This is a genomic window from Paenibacillus oryzisoli, assembly GCF_001653565.1.
Lineage (GTDB): Bacteria > Bacillota > Bacilli > Paenibacillales > NBRC-103111 > Paenibacillus_E > Paenibacillus_E oryzisoli.
Map to the genome: position 1 here is coordinate 1 of NZ_LYPB01000032.1, position 24051 is coordinate 24051.

General features: G+C 45.7%; 21 protein-coding genes. 13 read left to right on the forward strand and 8 right to left on the reverse strand.

From position 1 onward, the window contains the following. Positions 1 to 397: 397 nt before the first annotated feature. Positions 398 to 484, reverse strand: a complete 87-nt coding sequence (locus A8708_RS35170; protein WP_081787580.1) for a putative holin-like toxin — start codon at positions 482 to 484, stop codon at positions 398 to 400. A 293-nt stretch (positions 485 to 777) separates the two neighbouring features. Here A8708_RS35170 and A8708_RS00450 point away from each other — a divergent pair, with 293 nt between their 5' ends. The 9 genes from A8708_RS00450 to A8708_RS00490 all read left to right on the forward strand — a co-directional run bounded on the left by A8708_RS00450 (position 778) and on the right by A8708_RS00490 (position 13374). Continuing rightward, complete coding sequence (locus A8708_RS00450; protein WP_068661574.1) at positions 778 to 2319, forward strand: extracellular solute-binding protein; 1542 nt, start codon at positions 778 to 780, stop codon at positions 2317 to 2319. An 87-nt stretch (positions 2320 to 2406) separates the two neighbouring features. Next, positions 2407 to 3357 (forward strand): ABC transporter permease, encoded by a 951-nt coding sequence (locus tag A8708_RS00455; protein WP_068661575.1) that lies wholly within the window; start codon positions 2407 to 2409, stop codon positions 3355 to 3357. A gap of 38 nt (positions 3358 to 3395) precedes the next feature. Beyond that, the gene (locus tag A8708_RS00460) at positions 3396 to 4271 is read left to right on the forward strand and encodes a carbohydrate ABC transporter permease (protein ID WP_068661576.1); all 876 of its coding nucleotides are present in this window, start codon (positions 3396 to 3398) and stop codon (positions 4269 to 4271) included. Between the two features lie 456 nt (positions 4272 to 4727). Then, complete coding sequence (locus tag A8708_RS00465; protein ID WP_068661577.1) at positions 4728 to 9911, forward strand: S-layer homology domain-containing protein; 5184 nt, start codon at positions 4728 to 4730, stop codon at positions 9909 to 9911. Positions 9912 to 10059: 148 nt separating this feature from the next. Further along, the gene (locus A8708_RS00470; protein WP_068661578.1) at positions 10060 to 10770 is read left to right on the forward strand and encodes a metallophosphoesterase family protein; all 711 of its coding nucleotides are present in this window, start codon (positions 10060 to 10062) and stop codon (positions 10768 to 10770) included. Between the two features lie 71 nt (positions 10771 to 10841). Beyond that, complete coding sequence (locus tag A8708_RS00475; protein ID WP_068661579.1) at positions 10842 to 11756, forward strand: AraC family transcriptional regulator; 915 nt, start codon at positions 10842 to 10844, stop codon at positions 11754 to 11756. 287 nt (positions 11757 to 12043) lie between these two features. Next, positions 12044 to 12484 carry an SRPBCC family protein gene (locus A8708_RS00480; RefSeq protein ID WP_068661580.1) on the forward strand — a complete coding sequence of 147 codons (441 nt, stop codon included), beginning with the start codon at positions 12044 to 12046 and terminating at the stop codon, positions 12482 to 12484. After that, positions 12474 to 12950 (forward strand): EVE domain-containing protein, encoded by a 477-nt coding sequence (locus A8708_RS00485; protein WP_068661581.1) that lies wholly within the window; start codon positions 12474 to 12476, stop codon positions 12948 to 12950. The genes A8708_RS00480 and A8708_RS00485 overlap by 11 nt, the downstream gene beginning before the upstream one ends. After that, positions 12931 to 13374: a MarR family winged helix-turn-helix transcriptional regulator gene (locus A8708_RS00490; protein WP_068661582.1), complete on the forward strand. Its 444-nt coding sequence runs from the start codon at positions 12931 to 12933 to the stop codon at positions 13372 to 13374. Before A8708_RS00485 ends, A8708_RS00490 begins: the two co-directional genes overlap by 20 nt. A gap of 48 nt (positions 13375 to 13422) precedes the next feature. On the opposite strand, the gene A8708_RS00495 is transcribed toward A8708_RS00490, so the two are convergent. The 7 genes from A8708_RS00495 to A8708_RS00525 all read right to left on the reverse strand — a co-directional run bounded on the left by A8708_RS00495 (position 13423) and on the right by A8708_RS00525 (position 18646). Next, the gene (locus tag A8708_RS00495; RefSeq protein ID WP_068661583.1) at positions 13423 to 14439 is read right to left on the reverse strand and encodes a bifunctional glycosyltransferase family 2/GtrA family protein; all 1017 of its coding nucleotides are present in this window, start codon (positions 14437 to 14439) and stop codon (positions 13423 to 13425) included. Between the two features lie 18 nt (positions 14440 to 14457). Next, positions 14458 to 15402, reverse strand: coding sequence for a phosphodiester glycosidase family protein (locus A8708_RS00500; RefSeq protein WP_204787444.1), 945 nt, complete (start codon positions 15400 to 15402; stop codon positions 14458 to 14460). A 173-nt stretch (positions 15403 to 15575) separates the two neighbouring features. Then, a complete protein-coding gene (locus A8708_RS00505) occupies positions 15576 to 15938 on the reverse strand; it encodes a DoxX family protein (protein WP_239696468.1) in 363 nt (120 codons plus the stop codon). Between the two features lie 97 nt (positions 15939 to 16035). Continuing rightward, complete coding sequence (locus A8708_RS00510) at positions 16036 to 16803, reverse strand: DODA-type extradiol aromatic ring-opening family dioxygenase (protein ID WP_068661585.1); 768 nt, start codon at positions 16801 to 16803, stop codon at positions 16036 to 16038. A gap of 775 nt (positions 16804 to 17578) precedes the next feature. Then, positions 17579 to 17800 (reverse strand): hypothetical protein, encoded by a 222-nt coding sequence (locus A8708_RS35995; RefSeq protein WP_204787445.1) that lies wholly within the window; start codon positions 17798 to 17800, stop codon positions 17579 to 17581. A 59-nt stretch (positions 17801 to 17859) separates the two neighbouring features. Beyond that, on the reverse strand, positions 17860 to 18234 hold the full coding sequence (locus A8708_RS00520; RefSeq protein ID WP_068661587.1) for an ArsR/SmtB family transcription factor: 375 nt from the start codon (positions 18232 to 18234) through the stop codon (positions 17860 to 17862). 1 nt (position 18235) lies between these two features. Continuing rightward, on the reverse strand, positions 18236 to 18646 hold the full coding sequence (locus A8708_RS00525; protein ID WP_068661588.1) for an SRPBCC family protein: 411 nt from the start codon (positions 18644 to 18646) through the stop codon (positions 18236 to 18238). 259 nt (positions 18647 to 18905) lie between these two features. Here A8708_RS00525 and A8708_RS00530 point away from each other — a divergent pair, with 259 nt between their 5' ends. The 4 genes from A8708_RS00530 (at position 18906) to A8708_RS00545 (ending at position 23697) form a co-directional block, all read left to right on the forward strand. Continuing rightward, positions 18906 to 20411, forward strand: a complete 1506-nt coding sequence (locus tag A8708_RS00530; protein ID WP_082927178.1) for a spore germination protein — start codon at positions 18906 to 18908, stop codon at positions 20409 to 20411. A gap of 13 nt (positions 20412 to 20424) precedes the next feature. After that, positions 20425 to 21504, forward strand: coding sequence for a GerAB/ArcD/ProY family transporter (locus A8708_RS00535; RefSeq protein WP_068661589.1), 1080 nt, complete (start codon positions 20425 to 20427; stop codon positions 21502 to 21504). After that, complete coding sequence (locus tag A8708_RS00540) at positions 21497 to 22606, forward strand: Ger(x)C family spore germination protein (protein WP_068661590.1); 1110 nt, start codon at positions 21497 to 21499, stop codon at positions 22604 to 22606. Before A8708_RS00535 ends, A8708_RS00540 begins: the two co-directional genes overlap by 8 nt. A gap of 104 nt (positions 22607 to 22710) precedes the next feature. Continuing rightward, a complete protein-coding gene (locus A8708_RS00545) occupies positions 22711 to 23697 on the forward strand; it encodes a Gfo/Idh/MocA family protein (protein WP_068661591.1) in 987 nt (328 codons plus the stop codon). Positions 23698 to 24051: the final 354 nt, after the last annotated feature.

Consider the following 24051-nt stretch of genomic DNA (forward strand, 5'->3'; position numbering starts at 1 on the left):
TGAAACAGAAACTCCCCATATACGCCTCGCTTATCTCCGTCTTCCAAGGACAATTCAGCTTCTGAACCTAAGTAGTAACGAAAATAGGTAGTTAATTTGAGCTACTATTCTCGGAATTAGTAGTTTAGCTCAGATTAACTGGAGGAAATCCATCTAAATTTGAAATTGGGCGCATTTCGGTAAAAATAGATGGAGGTTTTCCAGTTAATCACTGGTATCTAAGATAAGGCAAGCGTCGTACGGCAACAAGTAAGTTGCACGTATAAAACAGGCGTGATAAGATTATAAATAAGAAAAGAGACGTGCTACCAACACGTCTCCTGCACAATCATTTGGTGGGCGACCTCCAAGGTAGTAGCAAGGTGTAACCCACTGGTAGGCGGTCAACCTGGGTGGGTTACTTTCGTTTCTCGATATAAGTCAGAAGCGCCAGTATGAACGTACCGAACGCAAGCATAACGATTATCGTTTGGAAAGTTTCCATGGCATCAACCTCCTTTCCGGAGGGAGCCGCACACAAGCCCAGATTGTACCAACTAAATATAGCATATGAAGTCTACCAACTGGTAGACTTTTTCTTTTTTATTCTAATATGGAAAACCATCATGATCATGGTGATTTGCCGCCCCCCAATAATCATCTCCCCGCCCGATAATCATCATCTCACATCCCGCGCCAGACGCGGGTTATATGAGCAAATGATTGTTTCGGTACCCCTTGCGAACCGTGTAATGTGTGAGTTGTAGCACACCACATTTTCACGGAGGTCAAACCGATATGAAGAGAAATTTAGTTACGATTCCACTAAGCGTACTACTCGTTTCCAGCTTTGCTCTAGCCGCATGCGGAGATAAAGAAACGCCTGCATCAACAACTGCAGCATCGTCATCAGTGGCAGCAACGACAACAGCAGCGCCGAAGCCGACAGACAATACACCGACAGCGATTACCATCATGGCACCACTCAATACAGCACAAACCCCTCCGGATACGATTATTAAAGAACTTGAGAAGCTGACGAACACGAAGCTGACGTATCAATTCTTCCCGGCAGACACATATGAAGAGAAATTGAATACGACGTTTGCAACGGGCGCACTGCCTCAAGCAACCTACTTGAAAAACCAAGCGACATTCATTCAAATGAAATCCGCGATTCGTGACGGACAGTTCTGGGAGATTGGGCCTCTATTGAAGGACTTCCCGAATCTGAGTAAATTGAAATCCACAACGAACGACAATACGAAAGTCGATGGCAAATTGTACTCCTTGTACCGCGGCGTAGACATTGCTCGTCAAGGTCTCATCTACCGCAAGGACTGGGCAGATAAGTTAGGTCTGAAACCTCCTGCTAATTTAGATGAATTGTTCGCCATGGCGAAAGCGTTTACGGAGAATGACCCAGACGGAAATGGTAAAAAAGACACCATCGGACTAACCGATCGTAACGATTTGATCTATGGCGCATTCAAAACAGTTGCTGCTTGGCAGGGCACACCGAATAACTGGGGCACGAAGGATGGCAAGCTAGCTCCGGAATTCATGTTCCCACAATATGTAGCGACGATGGATTATTTCAAAAAAATGCGCGATGGCGGCTACATCAACAAAGATTTCGCGGCGACAAGCAAAACCGATCAACAAAAACTGTTCACAAGCGGAACAGCAGGTATGTACATTGGCGCGATGACAGACGTATCCACGTTGAACAAAGACTTGGTTAAGAATGTACCGACAGCCGTAGTCGATGTGCACAGCATGGTAGCTGGACCTGACGGCAAATTCGCCGCATGGGCACTGCCTGGCTATGCCAATGTCGTTCTATTCCCGAAATCCTCCAATAAAACGGAAGCGGATCTTCGTAAGGTACTCGCTTACTTCGACAAAATGATGACACCAGAAGTCGCTAACATGGCGAACTGGGGCATTAAAGATGTGAACTACAGTGTAACCGACAACAAAGCGAAGAAGCTCGATGAAGAGAAATGGACACGTGAAGTCAAACCATTCACAGACGCAGCAATTGGTGATGAAGATACATCTGGCAGATTCTTGGGTATTCCAACGATCCCAGCGCAAGGTAAAGCGGATGAGTTGAAAATCGCGAACCTGAAGTTCGCAGTTCAAGATCCAGTTGCTGCGCTAGATTCCAAAACAAATCTTGAAAAAGGTGTTCAACTGCAAGCGGTGATCGTAGATGCAACGAACAAATACATTTACGGAACGCTTGATAAAGCTGGCTTTGATAAAGCGGTTGAAGATTGGAAGAGTCGTGGCGGCAGCAAAATCATCGAAGAATACAACGCACTTAAGAAGTAATTCAGCAACACCGTGTCTGACTAGTCAAGGCGAGAGGGCTGCTTGCATCGCGGCAGTCTTCTCCTTTTAAGGAAAGGAAGAAGTCCTATGCAAGAAGTGAATGTTGCGCAACGTGTTGTCGCAAAGAAGTCGAGCAGTGAACTGAGCAGGCGTCTTTGGAAAAATAAATGGATCTATGTCATGTTGTTGCCCGGTATTCTCTACTTTATCGTGTTCAAGTATATCCCCATGTATGGATTGATCATTTCCTTCCAGAACTACAAGCCTTTCAAAGGCATTAGCGGGAGTGAATGGGTTGGTTTCGAGCATTTCCAGCGTTTATTTACAGAGCCGGACTTCTTGAATATTTTGAGCAATACGTTAATCCTGTTCGTGATGAATCTCTTGTTTTATTTCCCGATTCCTATCATCTTGGCACTTATGCTGAATGAAGTCAGAGGAGATCTCTTCAAGAAAGTGTTTCAAACAATTGTGTACTTGCCTCACTTTATGTCTTGGGTCATTATCGTCTCCATCTCGTTCGTTATGCTGACTATGGATGGCGGCGTTATTAATGAGTTAATTACGTATTTCGGCTGGGAAAAGGTGAATTTCTTACTAGCTCCAGAATGGTTCAGACCGATTTATATTCTGCAAGTCATTTGGCGTGAAGCAGGTTGGGGAACGATTATTTATTTGGCGGCGATTGCCTCCATTGATCCTGGGTTGTATGAAGCTGCTCGCATAGATGGCGCGGGACGCCTGAGACAAGTATGGCATATTACGCTGCCGGCGATCCGAAGTGTCATTATTGTTCTATTAATTTTGAAAATTGGTGCGGTTCTCGAGCTCGGTTTTGAACATGTGTATTTGCTTCTTAACTCCATGAACCGAGAAGTTGCTGAGATCATTGATACTTATGTATATACAGCTGGTTTGAAACAAGGGCAATTCAGCTACAGCGCCGCGATCGGTTTGTTCAAATCATTTATTGGACTTGTTCTGGTGATGATCGTGAACCGAATTGCGAAGAAAATGGGCGAAGAAGGCGTTTACTAGGCATGTGTTGAGTGTAAGCAGCTAGGAGGTTGAATGTTGTGGTAGAAGATAAAACAATGGCCGGCAGAATGTTCGGTATCATCAACTATGTGTTATTAACCATTATCGGATTGGTTACGATTATCCCGTTCGTGCACGTGGTGGCAGGTTCCTTCACGACAAGCGCAGAAATGGCGGCGAAGAAATTCGTCCTCATTCCGACGGATTGGAGTATCGAAGCTTATCGATTTATATTTTCGACGAATACGATATTTAAAGCAATGGCTGTTTCGATTGGCACGACAGCTATCGGCACTGTAATCAGTATGTTCATCACCGCGTTGATGGCATACGGCTTGGCACGCAGGGATGTGGATGGGCGCAAAGTGATTATGTTCCTCGTCGTATTCACGATGTTGTTCCACGGCGGGTTGATCCCGACGTTCCTCGTCGTCAAGGAGCTTGGCATGATCGACACCTATGCGGCGTTGATACTGCCAACAGCGATCAGTGCGTTTAACTTAATTATTCTGAAAAATTTCTTCCAAAACATCCCGGAAGGGCTGGAGGAATCCGCGAAAATTGATGGCTGCAGCGACTTCGGTATCTTGTTCCGTATCGTATTGCCGTTGTCGATGCCTGCCATTGCAACGATCTCGTTGTTCTACGCGGTAACGTATTGGAACACGTATATGAGCGCGATTCTCTATATCAATGAAAGCGCCAAGTGGCCGATTCAAGTTTTGCTCCGTCAAATCGTTGTTCTTGCCAGCGGCATGGACGTAAGTTCCGACTTGGACAGCGTGGCACCACCACCGGCTCAGTCGATCAAAATGGCTGTTATCGTTGTAGCAACGCTTCCGATTCTGTTGGTGTATCCCTTCTTGCAGAAGCATTTTGCTAAGGGTGCCATGATTGGTTCGATCAAGGGGTAAGGGTATGCACCTGAGGATATGCGGACGTGAGCAATCCGGAGAACATGAGCAGTCCAGCGTACATGAGCAACTCGAGCAGCGAGCACTCAGGCTTGCTCATCCCACCCCGCCATCGCAGGGTAGATGGAAAACATACAGCTATTCTTCACGAAATAGCCTGATCTCAGCAACTAGATGGAAAAACTCCAGCTAATTCGGTCAATTCAACCGTTTCTCGCTATAAGGGGAGGAACTAACTGTAGCAAATACAGTTAGTTCCTCAACACGCCTAAAGTGAGGAGATTAGATGGAGTTTTTCCATTTAATGGATAATATCCATCAACGTTCACAATAGTGAAACCGCATACAAGCACATACCTCGCAAGCTCAACTACGGGATACATACACCTAAGAACCCAACTACATAACTACACAGATGAGATAACTCGTATATCAATTACAAAGGAGACATGTGACTTGAGGAAACAGAATCGATGGATCGCTTTAATAATGGCTGTATGCTTAGTGGCAGCGATGCTCCCGAGGGCAGCTCAGGCGGCAGACCCGCCAGCTGGGCTGATTAATATTCCAAGCACGAGTGCATGGAAGGGAAGCGTCTTCGGCGATATCGGCGGCAGTCCGTCGACAGCTAATTTTGGGATTACGGAGAATTCGGATAAATCAGTTACATTAACGAGTGCGAAAGGTCCGAATACGGTTGCTGGCAGCGCTAAGGGGAAAATCTCAAGCAGTAGTGAAGGATTGGCTTACTATTATCAGCAAGTGAATGCAAATGATAATTATGAGCTATCTGCAACAGTCAGGGTGGATACATTTACACTTCCAGGTGATAGCGCAGGTAACAAAAAGCAGTCCTCATTCGGTATTATGCTGAGAAGCAATATGCTTGAGAATGTGAGCCAAGGATCACCGAATGCATTCACGGGCGAATATATCGCCGTGGGTGCCATTGATCAGAAAGTACAGGGATTTTACAAGAGTGGCAGTCCTACGCTCACGCAAGTGAAAACAGGATATGAATTTGGCAAAGCGGCGGTCCCAGATGCCGGGGTTAGCTATGCGCTGAGTATAAAGAAAACAGGGAATGTTTACAGTGTCAAAGTTGGTGATCAGACCCATGTGATTGACAAAATAACAGGAAGTATGGCCTATGTAGGTCTGTATGTTGCTAGATATACGGCGGTTACCTTCACTGATGTAACCTTCACGAAGGACACGAGAGCCCCTCTTAGTCTGAAGGTAGATGCTACCTCTATGAAAAAAGAGTATTACGTCAGCGACAGCCTTGATTTAACAGGATTAAAGGTTACAGCTGTCTATGACGGGAACGTTGAGAAAGAGCTATCAACTAGCGATTATATGGTCACTGGATTTAATAATACGCAAGCAGAACCCAGTTCCATTACGGTGAATTTTAACGGGAAAACGGCATCCATTCCATTAACCTTTCAGCCTTTGGTCGTAACCGGGATCGACATTCAATATCCTCCTGCGAAGACGGATTATTATCCTGGAGAAGTCTTCGACCCGCAAGGTCTAACCGTTTTAGGACAATATAATTACGGTAGTCGTTGGGTTGAATTGGCAAGCAACCAATATGCCTTCTCTATTATTCCGGAAGCGGATGTGACCGTAACGAATGCTACGTATACATTCAAGCCGACGGCAACAGCAGGTGTCAAAACGGTAACCGTGAGCTCCACTGTCACTTCGTCTACCTATACGGCACTTCAGGTGACAGTTAAGCAAGCACAAATGACAGGCTTAGAAGTTAGAGAGGGGCCGCGTAAAACGAACTATTTTGTCGGGGATAAATTCGTCCAAGACGGCATAGCTGTATACGCGAAGTACGATGATCATACGGAAGTTAAGCTTTTGAAAAGCGAATATGCCGTCGCACTTGCAGACATGAGTTCGGCAGGTACGAAGTCATTACAGGTATCTACAGGTAAAGGAAGTGCGACAGCTTCATTTACGATTACTGTTCTACCACAAGAAATTATGGGCAGCCGAGTCACGAAATATCCGAGAACAACCTATGCGATTGGCGAAGATTTTGATGGAACAGGTATGGTAGTATCCGTGGTTTACAGCAGTAAGCTAGGAGAGTTGGCAGATACAGAGTATACGGTCGATACGAACGCTTTTGATAAAACGGTGCCAGGTGTATATGATATCGCGATTATTCCGAATAATGCAGCAATCCCACAGACACTTCTGAAAGTGACGGTAGTTGCTGATACAACATATGCGTGGAAATCGATTCGGTTTGGACAATCCACGTCAAATGCGAACAATAAAGTAACAGTTAATGAAGATGGGTTAGTCAGGCTTGAAGCGCTGGAGGGTGGCGGTAAAGTCACTGGCGACCATGATGGCATCACCTTCTACTATACAGAGTTGGATGCAAGGAAGGATAACTTTGAGTTATCGGCAGATATCAGAGTTGAAGCTTATGCCAAGGAACCGCAGGACGGCCAGGAATCGTTCGGAATTATGGCTCGAGATGCGATCGGTACGCAAGGAGATTCCACGGTATTTGCCTCCAACATTGCGGCGATCGGTGGTTACAGTGGGGGAACAACTTTACCGAATGGTACACAATTGTTCGTTAGAACAGGTGTTACCACACCAGATGGCGCGGGCAGTAAAGGGATTCAAAGCAGTATGCTTAGCTCGGTCAGACCTGCGGCAAGCAATACGGCAACCAATTATAAGCTCACGCTAAGCAAAACGAACAACGGGTTCACGGGCCGATTAAATAACGGGACAAGTGCCGACATGTATGTGCCGGACATCATGACCGTTCAAGATGGCGATAACATGTATGTCGGCTTCTACACCGCTAGACTTGCGACGATCGTAGTAAGCAATATGGAACTGAAAGTTACTTCTGCGGATACGGATACGCCGATGCAAGTGCCAGTGCCACAGCCAGTGGTACCTGATGTTAACTTTGTAGGTCTAACACGAACTTCTGTAACCGCGTATACGTTAGGACTGATGTCCAATGTGAACGGTAAAGTTACGATTAAACAAGGACCTAACATCATCGAACAAGATGCCGTTATGGAAGCGGGTAAGCTTGTTTCGCTGAACAGTACAGTTACGGCGAATACGTATACGAACTTTACAGCAACATTCGTGCCTGATGATACGCAATATTTGACGACTTATAATAAAATCGTCAGAAATCATACCGTCGACATGAAAACCTATGTAGATAACGGTGACATCTATGTATCGTCAACAGCGACTAGTAGCGGGAATGGCACCGTGGATAGCCCGCTTGATTTGGATACCGCGATCGATTATGTACGGGCCGGTCAGAAGATTATTCTGCAGGATGGTCGATATGTACGTACCGCCAAATTGGATATCAAGAAAGGCAATGACGGCAGAGCAGATGCCATGAAGTATTTGATCGCAGCCCCAGGCGCTAAGCCGATTATCGATTTTGATAAACGATCAGAAGGTGTTGTGCTCAGCGGTAATTACTGGCATGTGCAAGGTATTGATTTTACCCGTTCGGCAGCGAATACCAAAGGCTTTACGGTTGGCGGCAGCAACAATATCGTGGAGGGCAGCAGATTTTATGACAATGGAGATACGGGTCTCCAGATCAGCCGCACAGACGTAACGGAAACCAATAAATCGTTGTGGCCTTCCAACAATCTCATTCTGAATTGCGAATCATTCGATAATGTGGATCCTTCGAATAACAATGCGGATGGGTTTGCTGCCAAATTAACATCGGGCACAGGCAACATCTTCCGAGGTGATATTGCCCATAACAATATTGATGATGGCTGGGATTTATACACGAAGGCAGGTACAGGTGCTATTGGCGCGGTTCTCATTGAGGACAGTATCGCTTATAACAATGGTACATTAACGAATAATCGTGTAGGTGATGGTGATAAAAATGGCTTTAAACTCGGAGGCGAAGGCATCCGTGTCAATCATATCATCCGGAATAGTTTGGCATTTGGCAACGGTGCCTATGGATTTACGAATAATAGCAATCCAGGCGTCATAGCTGAGAATAATATTGGCTTTAACAATGCGAAAGGGAACTTATACTTCCAACCGTATGCGGATAAACCTTCTTATTTCAGTATTAATGGATTTGTGTCCTATCAAAAGGATTATGCATCAAGGGACAGTTACCCAGCAGAATTGAAATCTGATACTAATTTTATGTTTAATGGTACTGTCTCCGCCAATAAATCGGGTCTAGCGCTTTCCAATGCTAACTTTGTAAGCTTGACGCCCTCATTGCCTTATCAAAGAGATGGGGCAGGAAACATAATCAGAGGGAGCTTCCTTCAATTTATTGCACATCAAGAATCAATGAATACTGCATCAGGAGGTTCGGCAGCACCTACTGCGGCTGTAACTAGCGACGATGGTGGGGTGCACATATCAATCAATCCTGTAAATCAAACAGTGAACGGGAAAATCGTTGCTGTCGTTACAGTGGATGGAAGTACTTTGGGGAAAGCATTTGAGGCACTCCAATCGAAGGCGTCCAACAAACCGAAGATTACGATTGATGTAAAGGGCAGTGAAGGAGCTGCTACCGTTCAACTGGATGCAAACGCCTTATCGTTAGGTTTGAAAAACACGCCAGACGCGCTGTTATCGATGAAAAGCAGTGAGTTTACTTACGATCTTCCTGCCAAGTCATTCGATCTTGCAGAGATAGCGGATGTGCTTGGTACCGACGTAAGTCATATGAAATTGAATATCTCTATTGAAAAAGTTACAGGTCCTTCAGCGGAGCTGATAAACACGAAAGCTAAACAGGCCGGACTTACGCTGCTTTCAGATGTCGTTGATTTCACGATTACTGCGGAAGCGGATGGGAAGACGGTAACGGTGAATGATTTTGGGAAAACGTATGTATCCAGAACGATTACCTTAGTTAAAACGGTAGATTCCGATCAACTTACTGCGGTAATGTTCAACCCGGAAACCGGGGAGATGTCTTTCGTACCTGCGGTTGTAACAACCGCCAATGGCAAGGCGGAAGTCACGATCAAACGTCAAGGTAACAGTATGTATACCGTTGTTCAATCTTCCAAAACATTCGAAGACGTTCAAGGTCATTGGGCGAAGAAGGAGATCGAATTGCTAGCCTCCAAATTGGTGATTCAAGGTACTTCGGATACGACTTTCGGACCTAACAATCCCATTACGCGTGCCGAATTTGCAGCTCTTCTGGTCAGGTCGCTTGGTTTAAAGGAAGAGGGAGCAACACGTTTCACGGATGTGCCTATGAGCAGTTGGTTCGCGGGAACTGTAGGTGCGTCGGCTAAAGCTGGCTTGATCGAGGGCTTTGAAGATGGTTCGTTCAGACCGAATGAACGCATCACGAGAGAACAGATGGCGGTCATGATTACGCGGGCTATGGCATTTGCCGGTAAATCAGCTGTAGCTGACCTCAAGCAATTGGACAAATTTTCCGATAGCAATGCCTTAGGCGTATGGTCGAAAGAGGCCGTAGCCGGGGCGGTACATGCTGGTATTATCTATGGCGTCACCGAAACGGAATTTGTCCCAGCGGCTCCAGCAACTAGAGCAGAAGCTGCAGTCATGTTGAAGAGATTCTTGCAAGGGGTTCAATTTATCAATTAATTGTTGTGGAAGGGCGTCCGCTCAGGGCGTCCTTTTTCCTGCTTTCACACGGATTTCCATAATTAAGGGGGCTTGTACGCGATGAAATATGCTAGAATAAGCTATATACATGGGAGTTTAGACTAGAGAACATCAGGGGGAAACGTCTATGAAACGATTGCTAGCAGTTAGCGATATCCACGGCTGTGCAGATGAGTTTAAGGAATTACTAGATAAAGTAAAGTTTAACCCAGAAGAAGATCAGCTTATTTTACTAGGAGATTATGTAGATCGTGGACCGGCGAGTAGGGAGACCGTGGAGCATGTGATGCTTCTAGTGCGTGAGAAGGGTGCGATTGCACTCAAGGGAAACCATGATCAGCGTTTTCTGGAAGTGATGAACGGCACCGATGACTTGACGGAAATGAAATTTTTTGAACATGGGGGCATACAGACGTTTCAAAGCTTTAGCGGGGTTAGGGATTTTGATTTGAAAACAGCCAAAGAGCGCATTCGAGCGAATTGTAGTGAGCATCTGGCATTTTTGCGTGATCTGCCCCTTTATTATGAGAATGACACCCATATATTTGTCCATGCTGGGCTGAACCCTGCTTATGTGGATTGGAAAACACAGCCGGAGCGGGACTTTATTTGGATTCGTGCACCATTTGTTGGGCAGAGAACTGTTGTGAAGAAGATTGTTGTGTTTGGACATACCACGACCAAAGATATTCATGGGAAAGCGGAAGTCTGGTTTGATACGGACAAAATAGGGATTGATGGCGGTTGCGCCTACGGTTTGCAGTTAAATTGTCTTGAAATTAAGGGGAAGAATCAATACAAGACGTATTCCGTTGCTTCCAAAGGAAGTTGGAAATAAGGAGCAAGAAATATCAAGAAGCGTAGTTCCGAATCGCGTAAACTAAGGTTACGAAGTTGAGGGGGCAGATGATGGATACCAGATACGAGGCGCGGATTCAGAGGACGCTGGATCATATTGAAGAGCATCTGTCGGGTCCGTTATCTGTTGAATGCTTAGCCGAGGTCGCCTGCTTCTCGGCCTTTCATTTTCATCGGGTTTTTCAAACGATGGTGGGCGACGCGGTGATGGAGTATGTGCGCAAGAGGAGATTAGCGAGAGCTGCTTATCAAATCGCCTATACTGAGCAGAAATTGATCGATATTGCCTTCGATAATGGCTTTGGGTCCCCAGAAAACTTCTCACGGGCATTCAAAAAGGTGTTTGAACGTACGCCGCTTGACTATCGCAAGCAAGGCATACGACCGCCTAACTATCCCCAAGTGAATGTGCTGGATCGGAAATTTAATCCCTATTTAGGAGGAATACGCATGGACTACGCTTTGAGAACGAAACCTGGCTTTAAATTGATTGGATATGAATTGAAGACTTCCTGCAAGGAGGGGCAGAATCATCGAGATATCCCGTTGTTCTGGCAGAAGTACATGCAAGAAGGGTTGGGGCAGCACATCCCGAACCGCGTTCACGCAGGGGTGCCTGTTGAGCTAGGGATTTGTGTGGATTTCGACTTGGAAAGCGGGGATTTAACCTACATCATCGGAATGGAGGCAACGAGCTTCGAGGATGTTCCGACAAATATGGTATGCCGCGAGTTTCCAGAAGCGAATTACGCTGTATTCACGACACCGAAGGTGAAAGAGGATCACTTCGTTGCATCGATTCAGACGACTTGGCAGACGATCTTCTCGGAATGGTTTCCTCATTCAGGGTACGAGCATGCGGGGAGCGCCGAGTTTGAATGGTACGATGAGCGCAGTCATGCGAACCTGCATGAGCTAGTAGAAATGGATATCTATATTCCGATCAAGGCGAAGCTGGCTGAGTAAAGAAACAGTGTGCAAGCTGTAACGTAGGAGGAATCATTTGTCACGCAAATGACATCTGAATTTCATCTCCTTTTAAGGTTCGGAACTTATAATGAAATTCGACCCCCTTTTAATATATATATACCTTAAGACCTGCGGCCCGTTGCTGTGGGTCTCTTTTTTGGTGAGTGAACACGTGCGGGTTGGTTAGTTTGGTACACCAATCCTAATGTTCGGGAAAATAGTATTTACACATATAATATGTAATGATATTATATGTGTAAATACTATTCAGGGAGTGTTTCATAATGTGGAAATTCGAACATACGGTAACGACAACGGCCAATGCGGAAACAATTTGGAATCTGTACAGCGATATCTCAACTTGGGTGGAGTGGGATAAGGGGATCGTACATGCTTCGTTAGAGGGGGCATTTGTCGCTGGTACGCGCGGGTTACTGCAGCCGGAAGGGCAGGATCGCCTGCGATTTGAACTGAAAGAGGTCAATCCTCTGCATAGCTTCTCCGACGTTACTGATATGCCAGATGCAGGGATTCAAGTTCACTTTACGCATCATATCGTTGAGACTGCCGAAGGGACAAGTGTTACGCATAAGGTCATGATCACGGGGCAGAATGCGGAAGATTTAGGTCCGAAGATTGGAGCTGGTATGGCCAAAGGTATACCGCATACGATAGAAGGACTTGTCGCGTTGGCGTTGGAAAGGGAGCGTCAACATGCTGTCTGACATAATGAGCGTACAAAGCCGATTTTGGATCGGCGTCGTGTCGGCTTCGCACGTAAGGCGAGGTGTGCTGGGCGGCTTCGCGCAGCTTTGTCATGGGAAGGCAGCGCCTTTGAGACGCATGAGCTCCGGTGATTGGCTTATCTATTACTCCCCGCGTACAGAAATGAAAGATGGTGAGCCCTTGCAAGCCTTCACGGCAATCGGGCGAGTTCTGGATGACAAGGTATATCCATACCCGATGTCAGATTCTTTCATACCCTTTCGTCGTGACATTCGATATACTGAGTGTAAAGAAACAAAGATTAGCTCGCTGTTGCAGCAGCTTAGCTTCACACGCGGAGTGAAGAACTGGGGTTATCCATTTCGGTTTGGGCACTTTGAGATATCGCAGCAAGACTTTCAGATTATTGCAAATGCCATGTTGGACAGCTTTGGAGGAAATGTAAATGAGTTCGAAATTCAGTAACGCAGAGGAAAGTCCCGGATTTATGTTGTGGCAGGTGACCAATGTATGGCAGAAGGCGATGCGGAAGGCGTTGGACCCTTACGAACTGACACACCCGCAATTCGTGCTGCTCTTTTCCTGCAAATGGCTCAATGAAAAGAATGATCACACTGGCATTACACAAATTCAATTGGCTCAGCATGCACAGATGGACGTGAATGTTACCTCGCAGGTGCTGAGGACACTGGAGAAAAAAGGGTATATCGAACGAAGATCTCATCCGACGGATTCTAGGGCAAACGTCATAACGGTAACTAAGACGGGAGATGAGATCGCTTCACAAGCCGTTCAGGCTGTAGAAGAGGAAGATCGGGCTTTCTTCTCTGACCTGGGTAATGAGATTGGTCATCTTAACAGGATTTTGAAGCAACTAGCACACCGGTGACCTCACCGAAAGAAACCTCCCTGTCACAATCCGACAGGGAGGTTTCTTTCAATATATGAAGGTTCGTTGAGCCCAATAACTTAGCATAAATAAGGAAGCTTCCGTTACAAGCTTTGCAGCAATAAGTGAAATGCCAAGGCTCTCATGAAAAAGGTGCAACATTCCGTAATTTAACAAAACGATGATGAGTGCGAGAGAGAAGTACCGGGGAAGCGATTTGCGGATGGCGGTTCCTTGTCCTTTTCCTTTGACAAATACATACTTGCGGTTCACTGAATAATTGAAAATAGCACTGCAAATTCGAGCTCCAATGACGGATATAAGCAGATTCGAAGTCAGCCATTGCAATGCGAGCAGTAGGATGAAATCCAAGATTGCGGCGAATCCCGAAGAGGCGGAGAATTTGAGAAATGGAAAATAGACTCTTGCAGAATCGGCGAACGGGCGAAAGTGCGAAGATTTATTATCGTCTAAGTAGACGGTGTCGATCGGTACTTCAACTAATGGATATCCGACTCGCGGTGCCTCAAGAAGCATGTTCATTTCATATTCGAAACGATCACCAGGGACTTGGCATAACCAATCTAACATGTCGGAAGAATAGCCCCGAAGGCCAGTTTGTGTATCTTGAATGGGCCTGCCCGTTGCCAAAGTGTAAATCATTCGCGTAGCGGAATTCCCGATGCGGCTGCGCAAGGGAACCTTGCCAGTGAATTGTCTGCTGCCTAGCACAATATGATTCCGATGTTCACGAACAGCTTCCGATAATCTCAGAATGTCCCCCGGCAGATGTTGGCCATCGCTGTCCGCACAGACGACGCCATCGCTTTGGGCTAGCTGTCTTACATAGTCGAAGCCCGTTTTCAGGGCGCTTCCTTTGCCTTGGTTAATCCGATGGGTTAACACGGTACAACCCGCTTGTTCCACCTCGTCAAATATGCTGCGGTAGTCTGCACCGCTGCCATCATCAATGACAAGAATGGCATCGTCGCCAGCTTCCTTTAGTTTGTGTATAAGAGTAATCAATCGTTCGTCTGGCTCGTAGGAAGGGATAAGGATAGTCATGCTAGCAGTCCTCCTCGCTTAAGAATTTGGAATATAAATAATGTCGCTTACACCGCGTTCATTGCTTTTGCCGAGTGGATTGTTAACGACTCTACCCATGAAATACATCGTGGACGAACCGCCGCCATCCAGATTATAAGCTTCTATTGCCCCGAGCTCGTGAAATAGGTTTGCAAATTCAGTGAGCGTCATGCCTCGGCTATAATTGCTTGCTCGCCCATCAACCACGATAAACAGAAAGTGATTCGGTGAAATCATTCCAATGCCAGTTCGCGGATTAGCATTTTGAATCGAACGGTTGCCGAAGTTTTTATCAATAGTCACGCTGCTGAAATCTCCAGCTACCGCTCCATTCGTAACGAGCGTCGGTCCAAAAGAGAAAGTGTTCGTTGTTCCTTCGGCCAGTAAAGTGCTCGAAGTAATGTTTTCTTCGTTATAGCTTTTCATGGTGCCGTTGCTTAGTAGTGCTAAGCCGTCACGCACCGGTTCGTCGCGGTAAAGCGTCCCGCTGCGAATGATGACACCGTCATTGCGAAAGCCATAGTAATCGCCATTGATCGCGAACACTGCATTGTTGTTTGCTGCAATTGTTGACGTATTTTCGATGATGTTCGTACCGAAGGCATTTTTGGCGAAAGCGGTAAGCAGATTTGTAGTAGTCTTAAAAGTCACATCGGCCACGTAGTAGGTAATCATATCTGACCCGGAGCCAGTAGTTACCTTTTTGATATGAATGGTTTCGTTGTCATCTTCATAGTTCCAGTCATCCGCTTGCACCGTTGATTGTTTCACGGGCTCCGCTGGGGTTGTAATGTTCTGCGGGGTGACGATGACCTCGACATGTTCGAACAAATAACGATTGGCGAGCCCATATAGAATGATGGCGATGATCAGTAAGGGAATAGCTATGGAAGCTATGATTTTGGTCTTATTTCGTTTGTGATGGTTAGAAATAGGGATCACTCCTTGTTGTGGAAGCTAATATTCGGACTATCGAAATAAGGGGCATTCGACTTCCAGTGTGGTCATACACCTATCTTAGAGCTAGAACCTTTAATGAAGCTTAATTGTTCGCAGTTGCGATATATAAAAAAGCGTGCAAGCCTAGTGGCTTGCACGCTTTTTTATAAACAATATTAGTGCCATTCCCGTTCTCGTCGACGCGAATTACTCGCAACGACGAACATTGCCATGAGCAGAAAGAGAAGTGGCAACACCGAAGTCCGCATTCCCTCGTAGGAGCGGATATGGGTCAGCATCGCGCTCGCCATGATCATAGCGATGACGCCTGCGGATAGCAGTGCAATCCGAGGGTGCCAGAAGCCGATGATGAGCCCAACGCCGGAGACGAGTTCGACGGCTCCGATGATGTACATGAAACCTACACTGTATCCGTAGGTCGATGTGAAGACTTCCATCTGCAGCTCATGGGTGGATAGCTTCAAAATCCCGAACATGACATACGCTGCTGCCAATAAGAATTGAATGATGCGAGTCATCCATGTCAATGCTTGAGCACCTCTGTTTGCTGAAATTGGTTACGTTAGCATGTGCAACCTAACTAATTTCATGCGGGGCGCTATGCACAGCACCGTTTTAGAAAGAAACGGCCAGATAACTCAGCGACCCGACTTCGTAGCTGCGATGGATGATCTCGACTGGCCGCTCAGGGTCGCCGCTGCCCATCGCGATATAGAGCGGGATGAAATGCTCAGGCCGCGGTACGGCCATCTTCGCATTGGGGGCTTCTGCGGCGTAATTGAACAACGCCTTCAGGTTCTTGGCTTGCATATTGGCGGCAAGCCAATCGTCAAAGGCCACCGCCCAAGCATCCGGCTCTGTCGCATCCCAATTCAATGCGCGCAGGTTGTGCACGGTGGCGCCGCTGCCAATGATCAGGATATCTTCCTGATCCAGTCCACGCAGGGCTTCGCCGATTCGGTACTGCTCGGCTGGCGGCAAATAGGGGTTCACCGAAATTTGAATGACGGGAACTTCAGGTGTAGGGAACATGCGCAGAAGGGGTACCCATGAGCCATGGTCTAGGCCGCGTGTGCTATCGAGTTGAACAGGAATGCCCTTCGCTTGGAATCGCTCAGCAATCGACTGCGCCAGCGCAATGTCGCCTTTGGCGGGGTATTTTAATTGAAATAGCTCGTCGGGAAAGCCGCGGAAATCATAGATGGTTTCATACGCATCATTAGTGGAGGAAATGGTAAGCACTTCGGTTTCCCAATGCGCGGTGAAAATGACGATGGCTTTGGGTGCTAGCTTTGAACCGTAATCAAGTAGAAATTGCGTACATGCAGTATCCTGAAGCGCCATCATCGGTGAACCGTGGCCTACAAAAATAGGTGAAATCATGGGTAAACATCTCCTTATCTATTATTAATGTACTTAAATATATTTAGTTACTTTATGTAATTAATGATACGCCTTAGTTTCTGTCTCGTCAAGTAAGTAAATTACTTTTCGTAAGTTATTTGTTGGCGGCGTGTAGAGGGGAGGTGGCGATGGGGGATAAGATTAGTGTCAAAGAGTGGATGTGCGAGGGGTGAGTAAATGAGATGAAGTAGGGGGAAGTAAGTATGATAGAGTGTGATGGAGATAGAGTGAGCTGAAGAGAGAAGCGAGATAAGTGAGATAAGTGAGATAAGTGAGACAAAGTAAGACAAAGTAAGATAAGTGAGACAAAGTAAGACAAAGTAAGACAAAGTAAGATGAAGTAAGATATACTGTGATAAAGTGAGTTAGAGTGAGGTAGAGTGAGGTAGAGTGAGGTAGAGTGAGGTAGAGTGAGGTAGAGTGAGGTAGAGTGAGGTGGAGTGAGGTAGAGTGGGCTTCTGAGATGAAGTTAATAAGGTGAGATCGGGTGAGAGTGTAAGTGTAGCACTTCTATCAGCTATCTAGTGTATCTGGCGATGGGTGGTGCGTGCACCGAGTGAATTTATATCAAATAACTGTATTTTCTCCCGTTAATTTGCCGCAAAAACGTTCTTCTCAACAAATAAATGTATTTCCTACAGCTAATCTCGCCGATTTTTGGTTTAAACACTAAATTCTCCTGAATTAACTACATAAATTCCATCTATTTGGTAATTTATAATGAATATGTAAGAAATAACTGGAGTTTTTCCATTTATTTGATTTGGCACCTTCCTCGCCGCCTGTTATTCCCGTCCCACCCGCCCGGTCGCACCCGCGCCAGTCGCACCCATCCGGCGTAACCCGCACCAGTCGTACCCGCTCGGTCGCACTCGCGCCAGTCGTATTCTCCCGTCGTATCCCCGCGCCTCGTCGTTATCACACCATCTCTCCCGTCACAGTTGTCCCCAGCCAACTTTTTCCTCCATCTCGCCACTCAGCGCCCCTGCAGCGCAAAAGAGCCTCCCAAACCGGGAGACTCTTCGAGCCATTCGTCTATTTGTCTGGATCCACCACTTTAAGTGGGTTGAAGATAAGCTCAGTTGTGTCGTCATCCTGCTCAACGAAACGTTTAAGCACATTAAGTTTGTTTTCCCAGTAGCGCTCATAGAAGGAAAGCCATCGTTTGAGCTCCAACAGCGGCTCAGCTTCCAGGCGGTACCGCGTTTCGCGGCCGACTTTACGTTCTTTCACTAAGCCGGCCTCTGCGAGAATGCGAAGATGCTTCGATACGGCTGTGCGGCTCATGGGGAAATGGCTTGAAATGGCAGTGACAGGCATCTCCTGATCACCTAGCAACTGCAGCAGATGTCGTCGCGTAGGATCGGCTATGGCCTGGAAGACGTCATACTTTTGCGCAGGAATGGCCATCTTAACCCTCGATGTAAGCAGAAAGCCTTTGGACGATACCTGCCCAGCCTTGTGACATAGTATCGCGAACCGTATCGTGCGGTTGACCGAATTCGGTCACTTTGTCGATATCCCAGCCGCCATGGGTAAGGGTGAACTGGGTTTGTCCATCTAACTCGACTAATTCAAAAGATAAGAACCAATCCTTGCCCCAAGAGAAGCTGAGTCGGTTCGGGGGATCTAATTCTGTGACTTTACAAGGGGACTTGCCGAAGGGACCAGCTTCCAAATGAAACTCATAGCCGATTTCCGGCATGAAATTGTTCGGCATGAACCAAACGGCGATACCTTCCGAAGTGGCTACGGCATTCCATACTTTTTGAATAGGTGCATTAAAAACGAGTGTTTGTGTAATATCAGTCAGGGATTGCATAATAATAGGCCTCCAATGGCAGTGTTGTTATTTACTTGTTACCTTACTTGCGACTTAAAGCGCATCAACCTAGTTTTCGCATAAAATCACATTACCATCGGACGCTCGAACGCGAAACCGTATGGTTGCGTAACTTATTATACGAAACCATTTGGTTTCGTGTCAAGACAATTACTATGGCGCAACTTTTGGCCGAAATGGATTATTTTAAGCGTAACTGCTCAGAATAAAAGAATGCTTTGAGTGGGAGGGATCGTGCATGGCCATATGGGATCGTTTATTGTTTTCCTTCTCGCGGCAAGCAGACAGTGGGTCTAAACGTTTGGATGTACCCGTATTAGCTGAGTCCACAGTTACGAATGATCCGTTATCACTAGCACATATTATGAATCAATTTGAGGATTGTATTGATGTGTTTCATCGAAACATACCTGGCGTTCAGGTGGATATCGTCTATATTCCTCATATGATTGATCACAATCTATTGTCCCGGGAAGTCATGGATCCCATATCGAATGCGCGAACAGATGATTTAAGTCTTATTTTGGAACAGACACAATTTGAAAAAGCAGTTGATCCTAAAATAATTGTCCTTGCTATATTGTCAGGGCAAGCAGCTATCTTTCATCACGATAAGGTCTATCTATTCTTTGCCTATGGGCCTGAATCCAGGAGTGTGCAACAGTCTGAGACAGAGACTGTTATTACGGGGCCGCACGATGCGTTTACTGAAGCATCTGGGACTAACCTTTCATTAATCCGAAGAAGGGTAAGAAGTTCACATTTGAAGGTGGTTAAATTAGAAGTCGGTGAGGTCACCAAGACCGTCGTTTTTGTCCTTTATATCAAAGGAATTGCGAATATGGACTTGGTTGATGAATTTATTCGCCGTATTCGTGCCATTGAAATTGATGCGGTTTATGACGGCAACATGTTTTCTCAGTATATCGATGACTTTCCGTATTCCTTATTTCCGCAATTCCTAATTACAGAGCGTCCAGACACGGCTGTTTCGAAATTGGTAGGGGGCCGTATTCTGGGAATTGTGGATGGAAGCCCAGCGGTGGTTAGTGCTCCGACGGCATTCTTCGACTTCTTCTCTTCTGCGGATGATTATTATCAAAGATGGTCGATCGGGACCGCTACAAGGATGCTTCGTTTTATCGCTTTCGTGATAACGATTACGTTTACAGCTGTCTATGTATCTGTGACGACGTATCATTATGAGATGATTCCTGAGGCGTTGATTTTAACATTGAGGGAATCTCGAAGCAAGGTGCCTTTTCCACCAGTTATTGAAGCGATGTTGATGGAAGTAACGATAGAGCTATTACGAGAAGCTGGTGCGCGTTTGCCAACCAAAATTGGCCAAACCATTGGCATCGTTGGCGGTATTGTCATCGGTCAAGCAGCTGTTCAAGCAGGGTTGACGAGTAACATTCTCATCATTGCAGTGGCTTCATCAGCAATCTCCTCTTTTGTCATTCCGAGTTATGTGATGAGTGCATCGATTCGTCTTATTCGGTTTGGGTTGATACTGCTTGCGGGTGTATGGGGGAATTTCGGTTTGATGTTGGGGATCGCCTTTATTGTGATCCATTTATGCGGGTTGACCAGTTTAGGGACATCCTATTTATCACCTTTTGCGCCTACGAAATTGGCAGATTGGAAGGATGTTTTCATTCGTGGTCCTTTCTCTACGCTGACGTCGCGGCCAGATCAAGTGAGAACAGCCAATCCGAAGAAGAATAAAATGAGAAAATAAGGATGATCCTGGCGTGAATGAGAAGCTGAACGGTTTCCAAATCTTCATTTTAATCCATATGATTCAAGTCGGTGTGGGTATCTTTTCTTTACCGCGTGTTGCAGCTGAGTATTTTGGTTATAACGGTTGGCTCATGTTGGTTGTTATTGCGGCAATCGTTGCATTTAATATTTACTTGATTTGGATCGTATGGAAGATGGGGAAGGGAGCAAGTATTTTTACTATTTTTGAAAGCTTACTACCGGGATGGGTCGTTTATCCGATCTATACCGTTTTGGCGCTTACTTGGTCATTTACAGCCAGTCTGGTTGCGAAGCAGTATGTCCTTATTTTTCAAGTTACCGCATTTCCGACAGCTAACCCGATGATCTTCATGTTTTTTATTACTGTGCTTGCGTATCTATTGAGTATCAAAGGCATTTTCGTGATTTCAAAGGCGAGTACCGTGTTTTTCTTTTTGGTGTTGTGGATGCTGCTTTTGGAAGGTACGTTTTATAATGATTTGGAGCTGTCGCGCTATACGCACTATTTGTTTAAAGAGGGAAAAGAATACTGGTTGGGAGCCTTTAATCTCTTCGGTTCTTTCTTGGGGTTTGAGTTGTGCCTCATGTTATTTCCTTATGTTCAGCCGAAAACGCGATTTTTCACAAGTGTCCAGCTAGCTAATGTTTTTAGCTTTCTTGTTTATGTAAGTGTGACACTGATTTGTTTCGGCTTCTATAGCTTACAACAGTTGAAATTAATTATGTTTCCTTTCATTGATTTACTCGCATATGTTAAATTTCCTTTTATCGAGAGAGCAGAGAATCTCCTCTTTAGCTTTCTGCTTCTCAGAGTTCTCATTACTATTGTGATGTATCATTGGTCAGCAAGTTTGTGTTTGCAGCAGATATTCAAGACTAGGAAGATTGAAAGAATCACGCTTTATATGATGGGGAGCATGTATGTAATTTCGTGGATTCCAAGCGTGTTGGATGAGGTGAGTAAATGGTTGTATATTGCTACTTATTTTAATATTGCTTATACCTTTGTTCTGCCGCTCAGCTTAATTGGCATTCTTTCCATTCAAAGGTGGCGAAAACAGCTTGTTTAAAATTAGGTTTCAATGGCTGATTGCTAGTGTGCTGCTGATAACGATTACGGGCTGTGGGAGTGACCAGCGAATCTTAGAGAAGATTGGATTAACCCATACGACAAGCTTCGATTTAACACCTGACGGTATGCTTAGAGTAACGAATAGTATTCCACTAGCAGTAGGGGAAGGTTTGAAGCCAAGAGAAGTGTTGACGACCATTACGGATAGCAGTAAGGGGGCTAAGGTAGACCTTGCTAGGCAAAGTCAATTGATTCTAGTTAGCGGGCAGATGCGGAATATCTTATTCGGTTCGTCGCTCGCACGGCGGGGATTCTGGGATGATATCGATACCCTAGTGAGAGATCCTTCCGTTTCACCGCGGGTCAAAGTAACCGTTGTAGATGGCAATGCCAATGACTTATTAGCCAAAACCTATAGTAATTACCTGCGAACAGCGCAGTATATTGACCGAATGATGGAATCGGAATCGAAATTCCAGAGTATTCCGAAGGTCAGTTTATATGATTTTACTAGAGATTATTATGATGATGGTATTGATCCTGTGGCTCCAATCATTAAAGATATTGGCGAACATGTGAAGATTGATGGGATTGCCTTATTTCGAGATGATCGTTATCAGATGAAGGTCGCTGCGCAGGATGCGATTTATTTCGCTATGCTGAGCAAGAATTTCAAGTTAGGTTCTTTGCCAATAATCTTAAGCAGAGAGAATGAAAAGAAAGAACTTGTATTATTCGATTCGCTGATTAGTAAAAGAAAAGTTCGAGTAGCGCAGGGAAGCTCGGGCGCTTATGCAGTGAATTATCAAATCTCAGTAAGTGGTTCTATTTTGGAGTATAGGGGAGATCTGAAGATCAGCAAGGAAGAAGATCGCAACAAACTTGAGAGTAAGATTGCTGAGAAAATGACCGAGCACATGGATATGATGGTCAAGGATATGCAACAACATAATGTGGACAGTCTTGGGGTAGGTAACGCTGTGAAGAATTCGATTGCTTATAAGGAATGGAAAGCGATGGATTGGCGTGAGATATACCCCGAAGTTGAGATTCATTATCAAGTGAAAGTGAAGATTAAGCATTACGGGAAGTTCCAGTGAGTGTGCGGATTTGTGTAAAATGGTCATGATAATTGAATTCGGAGGTTGAATTTGATAGGTTAAGTCTAACACAGAACAAGCAAGATAAAGGAGTTATGGGGAAAATGATACGATTTGCAGTCATTGGTACAAACTGGATCACAGAGGAATTCATTCATGCGGCGCTTGAAACTGGAGAGTTCAAGTTGACCGCTGTATACTCGCGCACGGCTGAAAAGGCTGCGGAATTCGCCGGGAAATTTGATGTGGCTCATCAATTCACAGACCTAACGGCATTTGCGCAGAGTGACGCATTCGATGCTGTATATATTGCGAGTCCTAACTCGCTGCATGCGGAGTATGCGGTTCATTGCATGAAGCATGGCAAGCATGTGATTTGCGAAAAGCCTGCGGCATCGAATAGTGCGGAGCTGGCCGCTATGATTGAAACGGCGCGCAGCCATCAGGTTGTGTTCATGGAAGCGTTGAAATCGACGCTGATGCCTAATTTTAAAGTCGTTCAAGAGAATTTACATAAGCTTGGGCCGGTTAGACGTTATTTTGCAAGCTATTGCCAATATTCATCCAGATATGACGCCTATAAGCAGGGGACTGTGCTGAATGCGTTCAATCCAGTATTTTCAAATGGCTCGATGATGGATTTGGGTGTGTATTGTATTTATCCATTGGTTGTATTGTTCGGTGCACCTGAACGGGTACAAGCGAGTGCGGTCATGCTGGAATCAGGCGTGGATGGCGAGGGCAGCTTATTGCTAAGCTACCGTGAAATGGATGCTGTTATTCAGCATTCCAAAATCGCCAGCTCCTACCTGCCAGCTGAAATTCAAGGTGAGTTAGCGACCATGGTTATCGATAAGATTAACCAACCGGAGAAGGTGCAAATCCGTTATCGCGATGGCTCTGTAGAGGATTTGACGCGTGAGCAGAGCGCAAGAACGATGCGCTACGAGGCGGAGGAATTCAGCCGGCTGATTAAGGCGGGTGAGTTGGAATCTCCGACGAACTCACATGCGAATTCCAGCGCAGCGATGGCGATTATGGATGAGGCGCGGAGACAGATTGGGCTTGTGTTTCCGGCGGATCGGAAGTGAGGGAAGACGGAAGGATAGGAGTCATATCCCGGCTCCGTTCCTTTTCTGACCGCGTTTCGCCCCTTCACTCCTCGTTTCGCCGCTACAGAGGCGTTTTAACTGGAAAACCTACATCTATTTTCGCTATTTTCGAGTGGAAATCAGAAACAGATGGATAATATGTAGTTAATTTCGCTCGTTTGATCCATATCGTGTGAAGTAGCAGGAATTAGCTGGAGTTTTTCCAGTTAAAGTTCAAAAGAGCCGAATTAATGAAAAAATAGCTGGAGTTTTTGGTTACTACTTAGGTCTTCCAATAGGAAGACTTCTTCTATTTAAAGGTATTCCGTTCCCACATGTCGAAATGAACACGCA